The organism is Lactococcus garvieae subsp. garvieae, from assembly GCF_029024465.1.
In the GTDB taxonomy this organism is placed as follows: Bacteria; Bacillota; Bacilli; order Lactobacillales; family Streptococcaceae; genus Lactococcus; species Lactococcus garvieae.
This window is the reverse complement of record NZ_CP118950.1, coordinates 1-11,041: the sequence shown is the minus strand read 5'-3', so window position 1 is coordinate 11,041 and position 11,041 is coordinate 1. Positions and strand designations below refer to the sequence as shown.

The 11,041-nt window shown below is 36.3% G+C and carries 6 protein-coding genes; all 6 read right to left on the bottom strand.

Annotated features, from left to right (window positions below; all coding sequences use genetic code 11):
• Window positions 1–22: 22 nt before the first annotated feature.
• Window positions 23–1,138: a redox-regulated ATPase YchF gene (gene ychF, locus PYW30_RS00030; RefSeq protein WP_003133569.1), complete on the bottom strand. Its 1,116-nt coding sequence runs from the start codon at window positions 1,136–1,138 to the stop codon at window positions 23–25.
• 114 nt (window positions 1,139–1,252) lie between these two features.
• Window positions 1,253–1,456, bottom strand: a complete 204-nt coding sequence (locus tag PYW30_RS00025) for a DUF951 domain-containing protein (RefSeq protein WP_042218170.1) — start codon at window positions 1,454–1,456, stop codon at window positions 1,253–1,255.
• A gap of 1 nt (window position 1,457) precedes the next feature.
• Complete coding sequence (gene addA, locus PYW30_RS00020; RefSeq protein ID WP_042218172.1) at window positions 1,458–5,021, bottom strand: helicase-exonuclease AddAB subunit AddA; 3,564 nt, start codon at window positions 5,019–5,021, stop codon at window positions 1,458–1,460.
• Window positions 5,014–8,337, bottom strand: coding sequence for an ATP-dependent nuclease subunit B (gene rexB / locus PYW30_RS00015; protein WP_042218175.1), 3,324 nt, complete (start codon window positions 8,335–8,337; stop codon window positions 5,014–5,016). Before rexB ends, addA begins: the two co-directional genes overlap by 8 nt.
• A gap of 43 nt (window positions 8,338–8,380) precedes the next feature.
• The gene (dnaN, locus tag PYW30_RS00010) at window positions 8,381–9,523 is read right to left on the bottom strand and encodes a DNA polymerase III subunit beta (protein ID WP_003133565.1); all 1,143 of its coding nucleotides are present in this window, start codon (window positions 9,521–9,523) and stop codon (window positions 8,381–8,383) included.
• A gap of 159 nt (window positions 9,524–9,682) precedes the next feature.
• The gene (gene dnaA / locus PYW30_RS00005) at window positions 9,683–11,041 is read right to left on the bottom strand and encodes a chromosomal replication initiator protein DnaA (protein ID WP_042218178.1); all 1,359 of its coding nucleotides are present in this window, start codon (window positions 11,039–11,041) and stop codon (window positions 9,683–9,685) included.

Below are 11,041 nucleotides of genomic sequence, written 5' to 3'. Positions count from 1 at the left end.
TCTAAACGCTTGCGGAAGTAGTTTACACGTTAAAGCGGAATTCCATGATATCGCCATCTTGTCCCACATATTCTTTACCCTCTTCACGTAAACGTCCTGCTTCTTTAACAGCCTTTTCACTACCATATTTCATCAAATCATCATAAGACATAGTTACAGCACGAATAAATCCTTTTTCAAAATCACTATGAATGACTCCTGCCAATTGAGGAGCTTTCATGCCACGTTTGAAAGTCCAAGCACGCACTTCTTTTTCGCCAGCTGTAAAATATGTTGCAAGTCCTAGTAAATGATAAGCTGCTTTTGTTAATTTGTCAACACCAGATTCTTCTAAACCAAGTGCTTCAAGAAACTCTGCTTTGTCCTCATCATCAAGTTCAGCAATTTCTTCTTCAGCACGCGCTGAAATAACAACAACCTCTGCATTTTCAGTCGCTGCAAATTCACGAATTTGTTTCACATATTCGATGTCATCTGGAGCACTTACTTCATCTTCACCTACATTAGCGACATAAAGGACAGGTTTTGTTGTAAGCAAGAAAAGCTGTTTGACAACTTTTTGCTCTTCTTCATCAAATTCTACTGTTCGCGCAGATTTTCCATCTTCCAAAACAGGCTTGATTTTAGACAAAACATTGAATTCTGCTACTGCATCTTTATCCTTAACTGTACGCGCGACTTTTTCAACACGTGCATAGCGCTTGTTTACGGATTCCAAATCGGCCAAAATCAATTCTAAATTAATTGTTTCAATATCTGCCAATGGATCAACGAAAGAATCTTCACGGTTATTTTCCCGCATCACGTTTTCATCATCAAAAGCACGAACCACGTGCACGATTGCATCGACCTCGCGAATATTAGCAAGGAACTTATTGCCCAAACCTTCACCTTTAGAGGCACCTTTTACAATACCTGCAATATCTGTAAATTCAAAAGTTGTAGGAACAGTCTTTTTAGGTTTGATTAATTCTGTGATTTTAGTCAAGCGTTCATCGGGTACTTCAACCATACCTACATTAGGCTCGATGGTTGCAAAAGGATAGTTTGCTGCTTCAGCACCCGCTTTTGTAATTGCATTAAAAAGAGTAGATTTTCCGACATTAGGAAGGCCGACAATACCTGCTGTTAAAGCCATATTTATTCATTTCTCCGTCAAATTTTATAGTCATCCAATTATACCGTAAATCCTGAAAAAAGACAAAAAAGCATCTTCTATCACGTTTTTTTAAACCCTAACAAAAAGTTGTGACTACTTTGTCACAACTTTTTTTGTTTTTTTATTGAAATCATTACGGTTCATCATCACGACATGATCACAATTGGTACATCGGATTTTAATATCTGCACCCATGCGAATTATTTCCCAACTGTTTGCTTTTTTCCCCGTTGATTTGATTGTACAAGCATGTGGTTTTTTCATTTCAACAATTGATCCTAATTGATACTCTAACATTTTACATCCTTTCTACAACGACTCTTTGAGGTCCACCTAATAAAATCAAATACTTGTCAACTTGGTTGACATGATAGGCCTTTCTTAAAGCTTCTGCGTAGAGCTCCATCTGAACTTCATAATTTTTCTTGATTTCCGCAATCTGCGCTTTATTGCGAAAATAATCTGTCTTATAGTCAAACAAAATAATTTTATCTTCAAATTTTATAAAGCCATCACATATTCCTCGAACAATATATTGTTCTTGTGCAACTTCATCTGTTTTCAACATAGAAAAAGGTGCTTCCTTAGTTGTACGCTCCACGTTATCAACCAGCACTTTACCAAAATCTGTGTCAAATAAAGTCAGGATTTTGGGTAAATCAATTTTATTTTTTACTTCATCCAGAAGGTCCATCTGATCCAAGGTTTGTTGGAAGTCGAATAAGTTTGGTCGTGAAAAATCTGCATATTGCATAAAACTATGGGTAGCGGAACCTATTTCGGCAGCGGTAATTTTATGTTGGCCAAGATCCAACATATCCAACTGTTTCACGCGTTCATACTCACTTGATGGCAAAACATTTCCTAACTCTAATTGCTTTTCGTAACTTCTTTTTTTCACTTGACTGGGAGTTTGAATGCTTGAAAGTTTCGTTGCTGCTGCCTTTGGATATTGATAATCTAATATGGCACGCGCTTGTTTTACATCCGATAAGCTATCCATTACTTTATCAAATTTTTTCGCATCTTCTGCCAGTTTTTTAAAGTCAGGATAAACTGTAAACTTCTTATCAACCCCTTGTAAATCATCCGCCTTGATTACTTTAAATTTCATCGGTAACTTATGTGCTTTTTGAAGCGCCAGCAACCAATGTTGATAGCCATTTGCAGCTTGACGATATTTAAGAGGTAAAATTCCTTTTTCTAGCTTCGCTTCCCCATATTTTTCTAACTCTTTTTGTTTGATTTTACCGACCATATAGAGTTTTTTCTTCGCTCTTGTAAAGGCAACATAAAGAACACGCATTTCTTCTGAAAGCATTGCATTTCGCTTCAAGTCCTTATTGACGAGATACGGTAAGGTTTCCATTTTAACTAAAGCATAAGGAAAATCTGTCTCTACAGCTGACTCATTTTTTAAATCAGCAGTATATTTCATTCCTAAGCCATTTTCCCGTGTAAGTATCACCGAATCTCTTAGATCTTTTTGGTTGAACTTGGTTTGGAGATTCATGAGAAAAACAACATCAAATTCTAACCCTTTGGACTTATGAAAAGTCATTACTCTTACCGCATTTTGCGGCAATTTAATATTCACAGAAGCAAGGTCATTGTTTTGTTCCATAAATTTATCAATCATTTTGATGAATCGGAAAAGACCTTTATAGCCCGAACTTTCATAGGATTCCGCCCTTACTGAAAGAGCATGAAGATTCGCTTGACGCATCTCGCCATTTGGTAGTGCCCCGACATAGTCCATATAATAAGTTTCTGTATAAATTTTCCAAAGAAGTTCATGGATAGGGACTTCATTTACAAGTTTACGCCATTCTGTAAACTTCTCTAAAAAGGAAGCAATCTTTGTTTTAAGTGCTTTATTTATCAGCTCACTATCGTTGAGCTGCAACTTCTGCCAAAAACGCGTATCAGAACCAGCATTCAAACTGATCCTTGTAAGTTCATCCTCTGTAAAGTTAAACATTGGTGAGCGTAAGGTGGCTACCAAAGGAATATCATAGAGCGGATTATCTATGGCACGCAAGACATCCAAAATTAAGGTGACTTCGAGAGATTTCAAAAAGTCAACACGTCCCTCATCCAAAACAACTGGAATATCATAAGCTTTCAAGATATCTTCAATTTTATTATTTTGAGATTTGGAACGTACCAAAAGAGCAATATCTTTATATTCTAAGTTCTCATCAGACGCGATGAGCTCCTTAATTTGTTGAGCGACAACTTTTATTTCACCATCACTCATTTGTTCTGACTCATCTTCTGAAGTATCTTCTTCATAAAGAAGGAGCTCAGGATAAAAGTTTTCTTCTAACTGCTCCGGATAATCCACAAGATTTCCTTGGACCAATTCTTCTTCTTTACCGTAGATCATTTCTCCCACTTCTTCATCCATCAAATGTTTAAATACCTCATTTGTGAAGGAAAGGACTTCTCCGCGTGAACGAAAATTTTCTTTAAGACGAATCAGTTGATTAGGATTTGTTTCATCAGCATAGGCCGTGTATTTTTTGAGAAAAAGACGAGGATCCGCCAAACGAAAACCATATATCGATTGCTTAATATCACCAACCATAAAAAGATTATCAGAACCGTCACCATTTTTACTCAGCAACCGTAACATCGCCTCTTGGACATGACTGGTATCTTGATACTCGTCAATCATTATCTCACTGTATTTATTGCGATAAGCCATTGTGACATCTGGATTTTCTTCTAATATTTTAATTGCAAAATGAGCAATATCCGAATATTCAAATGCATTTTCCGAACGTTTTCGCTCCAGATAGACATCATAAAAATATAGAACGAATTTTTGAAGATTTTCAGCCAAAACCCTTGCTTCAGGCTGATATTTTTCAATCGTTGACAAGTGTTTTATTTTTTCTAAAAAATCTCTTACGAGACCTGGATCGGTCTTGGTTCCTATCACAGATTTAAAACTTTCAGCTAAAATTTCATCTTTCTTTAATGACCAGCGCGAAAAGTCAAGAGATCTAAAAATTTCCGTAAATTGAAGATAATCTCTCCGAGCTAAACTGCCAAGAAGATGTTCTTGATTATCCACTACAATTTGTGCTTTTTCTAAAGTTTTACCCGTAAGATTTTTTTCCGCCAGTACTTTCTGTAAATATAAAATAAAGGCTTCGAGTTGTAAGGCTACATCTTGTGAAAATGATTCAGGCAAATCAGAGAATCTTTGATAAAAATCAAAACCTTTAAGAAATTCATTTTTTAACCAATTTTCAGGGTTTTCTGTTGCTGAAGCAAAGTTGTAAACCGTGTAAACCACGCTCTGGAAACCTTTGATATTCCGATCTTTGGAAAAGTTTTTTACCAGTTTTTCAAAGGTCTTTTTATCTATTTTTGCTGTTTCTTTGATTTCTGTTTGCTCTGAAAGATACTGCTCGACAAGATCATCAAAGACTTCTTGTTTCAAGAGATCACTTTCTGTCTGATCTGCTAGAATTCTAAAGTTCGGATCAATATCTACACGATTAAAATTTTCTCGTAACAGTTTTTGTGTAAAGCTATCCATTGTACCAATATCTGCATGAGGAAGCTTTTGTAGCGCCAGTTTAATCCGTTGTTTTTCAACACTATCCTGTGATTTATAACTTGCTTTCTTTAGATCTTTTTCTAAACGCATGCGTAATTCTGCTGCCGCTTTTTTAGTAAAGGTTGAAATGAACAAGCTCTCAATATCAATGCCACTTTTTATTTTTTCAACAATACGGTTGGCCATGACAAAGGTCTTCCCTGATCCAGCACTTGCTGAAACGAGTATATTATGTCCTTGACTATATATTGCTTCTTCCTGTTCGGGTGTCAATTTTACTTCAGTCATTTACTGGACCTCCTTTCAATTCTTCAAGAATCTCTTTGCGACTTTTTTGACCAACTTCACGGGCATAATCATTCATATGCCTGCTTGCTTCAAAGCGACAAATTGATTTTAAAGGACAATAGCGGCAACCGTGTACGTTCCCAGATTTATCGATACCTTCTTTAGTCATGACCGGATTAATCGCTATTTCTCCCTCACGCAGACGTTCTCCCGCACGAGCATAATGACTTTCATTGAGCTTGATAAGGCCTTCAAACTCCTCTTGACTATAAACGTTATTTCGATTAATGTTAACAACGTCAATTTCCTGATTTACCTTATCCTTATACTCTTCCAGAATTAGGCCTTCATAGCGCATTTTTTTCGCTAATAAGGCGGCTATTTCTCCTAAATAATCTACATCAGAAAGATTAATACTTTCGTTTTTTAACTGGAGGTAAAGAGCTCCCCAAAGCTTTTGATCAGCATTCATTTGCTTGAGAACATCTAAATAAGTGAGAAACTGTAAACTTGTTCCGTCATAGGCCGAGGCAAGATCAAATTTATGTTGACTGGATTTATAATCAATAGCACCGATACTCTCATCAAAAAATTGATCTATTCTGTCAATCCTTCCACGTAAATTAATCTTGTCTATAGAAAAATTACCCAGTTCACTTTGAGGCAAACCAAAAGCACTCTCGGTTGCTAACGTCTTCATCTGATCATTTCCCAAGCCTTTTTTCAACACAACTGCAGTTTGCTTGACAATTTCTCCAAGATTCGCCCACGTAAATTGTGCTGTTGCATCTTGTGTGAAATAACGGGCATAAGAAGTGTCAACCTCATGTAAAACACTTTCCAAATGCTGATCAAAATTTTTGCTGGTCAAGTTAGATTTGTCTAGAAGTTTTTCAAAAACTTCATGAAAGAAATTACCAACGACTTTTGAATTCAAATCAATATTTTCAAAACTTTCTAATCCCAAGGTCTGTTCGAAAAAGTATTGATATTCGCAATTGTAAAAGCGTTCAAAACTACTCACAGAGGCATGGATTTTATCGTTGTAAATTTCTTTTACAGTCTCAGGAGCCAAGGATACAGGGGCTATGTCTTGATCAAGATTATGAATCAAACGTTGGAAGTCGGAATTTTCTTTAAGAAGAATACGGAATAAACTGGACCAAAAACTACGTTTATCCTCTGTTTCATCAGTCTCCTCTTGAGCAAGTAGATGCTCAATTTTTCCAATATTTGTAATGAGAGAACGTGTATTTCCTATATGTGTTACTGTTTCCAGGAGATTGACTGAAGAAACTTCACGTTTAATACTTTCTCCTTCTTTTGTATGTTCAATAAATAACTGTAATAATGCCGAACTATCATCTTGCGCATTGGCATAAATTTGAGGTGTGGAAAGTACGAGTTTTTCTGTCGCGGCATTGACTAAAGAGACACTTGTAAAGGTATTTTTACTAGAGTTTGTCACATTTAATTGCTCAATAAAACGAAAATCATCATGGGATACATTTTGATTAATAATCGCACGTTCTTCATCCGAAAGTAAGCTAGAATTTTTCTTTATTTTAGGAAAGTTAGCCATTGTTAAACCGATAGCATAGATATACTTATTGGTCCTGGCTTCCACCAATTCATAGTCCTTCACATTGACAACATCAACATTTGCAGGAATTTGGCGATATTTCGCACCTTTCAACCCAGCTAAAATCAACTCAAGAAATTCGAGTACTTTCATCTTTTGCTCAGCAAAAACGGCCTGAAACTCCTTCAAATTAGAGAGCAGTAATTTCCAAACCTGTTCGTACTTATCTGCCAAGACATGATTTTCTTCAGCTTCAGCTTGATGATAAAGAAGATTCATATTCTCAAGAATATTTCCTTCTTGGAGAAAATGTTGAAATTGTTCAAGCCATTTGGCTCCCGTTTTTTCTGAAGCACCTGTCAAAAAATTTTGGAGAGCTGAGGTTTCCCCAAGCATCTCTTCTCTTAAAGTTTCAACCTGCTCCAGTTCCAAAAATTCACTTTCTTCAAACGCAGTAGCAAACTTCTTTCTGCCTCGAATTTTATACTTGTTCACATAGTATTCAAAGTAATCTAAGGCATCTTGGTTAAAGTTTACACCACTGTAAACCTTACTTTTAAGGAGATTAACCACATCATTGGTACGATAATTGTTCTTTTTTATTGCATAAAGACTTTCTAAGAAAATAATCAATGGATGCTGACTCATGGCTTCTTCTTGAGCATAGAAAAAAGGGATCTCATACAAGTCAAAGATTTCTTGAACCGGTATTGCATAAGCTTCTACATCACCAACCAATACCGTAAAGTCTTTAAATAAAGCGCCTTGGACTATCTTTTGGCGGATGTCTTTCGCAACAGCTTCAATTTCTGCCATCTGGTTTTCTGCTTCCCAGATTTCGAAATGTTCTTTATCATTGCTCTCCAGTTCAATGTTTTCTCTTTCTTGAAGAAAATTAGTTTCCAGTTCAATCAAACGTGTCAACTTATCATACACTGTATCTGGGATTCTATTCGAAACAGGAGAGATTTGAGCAGAAAACTTGTTGCGAAAACGTTGCATCATTTCTAAAGCATTGGTGTAAACCGATAAAGAAAAATCTGTCAACTTATAGTCTGATGAGCGGGCATAGGTCCCAATGATAATCTCTGAACCTACGGAATGAAGGGCAGAAATAAAACTTTCTTCTTCAGCAGTAAACCGTGTATACCCATCAATGATGATTACCGCCTCATGTAACACTTTATTAAATTTACCGTTATTTATACTTTGAATGAAATATTGAAATTCTGAAAAATTAGCATAAGAGAGATTTAATTCCTCTTCAAAACGCCCCAAAATTGCTGATAACTCCACATTTTTGGGACTTTCAGGTAAGTCTTCACATGTCAAATTTGCAGTAACCAATTCTGCACGCAAATTTACCAACATTTCAAGAAAAGCTGGTGAACTTTGCAAACTATAATAAAGTGTCAATTCTTCTTTAGAAAACGACTTCAAGACTTTACGAAAAAGCATACTCAATCCTGACTGACTGAGTTCGACTTTTTCATCTGTATTTTTTTCTTTACGCTCAAAATAATAAGGAAGCTGTTTAAAACGTGTGACTAAGAGGTCGAAAACGGCGGTATCTGCACCTGATGAAATGCGCTCTAATATTTCCTTTTCTTTTTCAAAAGACATTGAAGACGGAACAATATAATAAACTTTTTTTTCTTCTTTCAATGCCTGCTGTGCACGCTCCAAAAGAAATTGAGTTAGATCTTGTGTAATTTCAGTATAAATGATTTCCATAAAAAAATAGACCTCACTTTCGTTAAGTCTATTCTAACATTTTTTAGTTTGTTCTGACAGGTGTAATAAGCTGTACGAAACTGTCTGTATCATTTTTAGGAAGAAGAGTAAAAGGACGAACGTTTGAAATAAAACGGATACGAACTTCTGGTTCTTTTATGACACGTAGAGCATCGATCAGATATTGGGGGTTAAAGCTGATTGCAATATCCTCACCTGTTTTTTCAATTGCTGTTAACTCTTCATGCACACTCCCTACTTCAGGAGAATTGGCTGTTGTAATTACTGAATCTCCTGAAACAGTAAGCTTCACGGTACCATTTGCTGTTGCATTTGATAAGAGACGTGCACGTTCCATTGTACGACGCAAAGCAGCAACATCAAAGACGAGGTTTAAGCTATAATCAGCTTCATTAGGAATTAAGCGGTTCGTATCAGGATAAGTACCTTCAATTAGACGGCTGTAGTAGCTGATACGTTCATTACGGAAGAGAATCTGATTATTCGCCAAGGAAATGTCCAAATCTTCCTCATCATTGGTAAAGACATTTTTGAAACTTTGGATAGACTTACTCGGAAGAACAACATCAAAGTCAGATCCGTCGTTTTCAAGAGCAAGCAAGCGTTGGCTCATGCGGTGTGAGTCAGTTGCTACAGCTTTGAGATTTTTCTTATCTGATAAAACCAAATGTACCCCAGTAAAAATAGGACGACTTTCTTGCGTACTTACAGCAAATACTGTTTCTGTAAATATTTCTTTCAGGAAACCAACATTAATTTTAAGAGGATTTTCTTGCGAAATTTCTTGAATACGTGGATAAATTTCTGCATCCTGACCTTTTAAAGTGATTTCTGACTTACCAGAAGTGAGTAGTACTTGCTTTTGTTCTAATTCTTCAAATTCTAAAGTAAGTTCTGGCATTTGGCTAACTACACTTTCAAAGAAAGAAGCCTCCAATAAAATACTGCCCGTACCTGAGATATTCATTCCAGCATCTTTATCACTGGCAGGTAAAAAGTTCTCAATCGAAATCTGACCATTAGATCCAGTTAGTGTAATTCCTTCAGCAGTGACTGTAATTTTTAATTTGGTTAAAGCAGGAATAGTAACTTTTGAACCAATCGCTTGTTTGGTAATTTTGAGTGCATTTTGAAAAGCTACTTTGTTAATTGAAAATTTTATCATGATAGTCCTTTTATTTATTTATATAAATATATTAGTAATAGTAGTAGGTCTTGTGAGTATGGGGATAAGCGCTAAAACATGAACTTTACTAAGTTTTCCACTGTGTATAAGTAGAGGATAACTCAAGGAAATCTTTTGAAGTTTTCCACAGGTCACTTTTTATTGAAACAGTCGCTTGATGGCATCAATGTCTTTTTGTACATCGATATCATTCTTCATTTTTTCTGTTATTTGCTTATGCGCATACATGACGGTTGTATGATCGCGTCCACCAAACTCATTGCCAATAGCTGGAAGACTCAGTGCCAACAATTCACGAATTAAATACATTGCAATTTGTCTTGGAAATGCAATTTCTTTTGGTCGTTTAGGCCCAATAAGATCAGCTGTTGACACATGATAGTATTTTGCAACCTCATCTTGGATTTTTTTTACTGTCAAATTCGACAAAGGTTGCTGCGTATTACTTTTAAGAGAACGCAATGCTTCACTGGCGGTATCAATATTGACTACTGTTTGGTTATTTGTTTTCGCGACAAACTCTACACGATTAAGGGCACCTTCAAGCTCACGGACATTTGAGTCAATTTGGCCAGCGATATAACTAAGAGTTTCTTGCGGGAACTCTAAATTACTGCTCTCAGATTTTGTCTGGAGAATGGCCATACGTGTTTCATAGTCAGGTGCTGTGATATCTGTCGTCAATCCCCATGAAAAACGCGTCACCAAACGCTCTTCAAGTTTATTGAGTTCTTGTGGTATACGGTCTGAAGTGAGGACGATTTGAGCACCACGATCATGAAGAGTATTAAAAGTATTGAAAAACTCATTTTGAGTACCTTCTTTATCACTAAAGAATTGGACGTCATCAAGCAGAAGTATGTCTAAATTCCGATATGTTTCTTCAAATTTTGCCATCTGGCCTTTACGTGTTGCATTGACATAGTCATTGACAAAAGTTTCTGCAGATACATATTTAACCTTAGAATGCGGATTATCCTTCAAGATTTCGTTGCCAATCGCATGCATCAAATGCGTCTTGCCAAGTCCAGATCCACCATAAATGAAGAGGGGATTATAGACATCACCTGGTTTATCGGCAACAGCAAAAGCGGCAGCTTTTGCCCATTTATTACCTTCACCTTGAATATAATTATCAAAAATGTACTTTGGGTTTAAGCGCGTGAAGTCCGGAGTTGCTAGAGCAGGTGCTTCATCAAATCCCTCTTGTTCATTGCTTTCTTGTTCAATTTTTTCTGAAACTTCTTCTTCTGAAAGTAAATTGAAACGAATCGGTCGATCAAAAATTTCAAATCCAGCTGTACTGATTAATCCTTCCTGACTCCGCCAAAAATCTTTATGAAACTTCGCCCCCACGATAATGGTTGCTACATCATTTTCAATTTCTAACAGTTGGGCAGGCTCAATGAAGAAATCATACGACTGCGGCTTGATATTTTTTTTCGCTAATTCTTTTACTCTCGTCCAAAATTCTTTTTTTTCTTTTTGGAGAGCCAT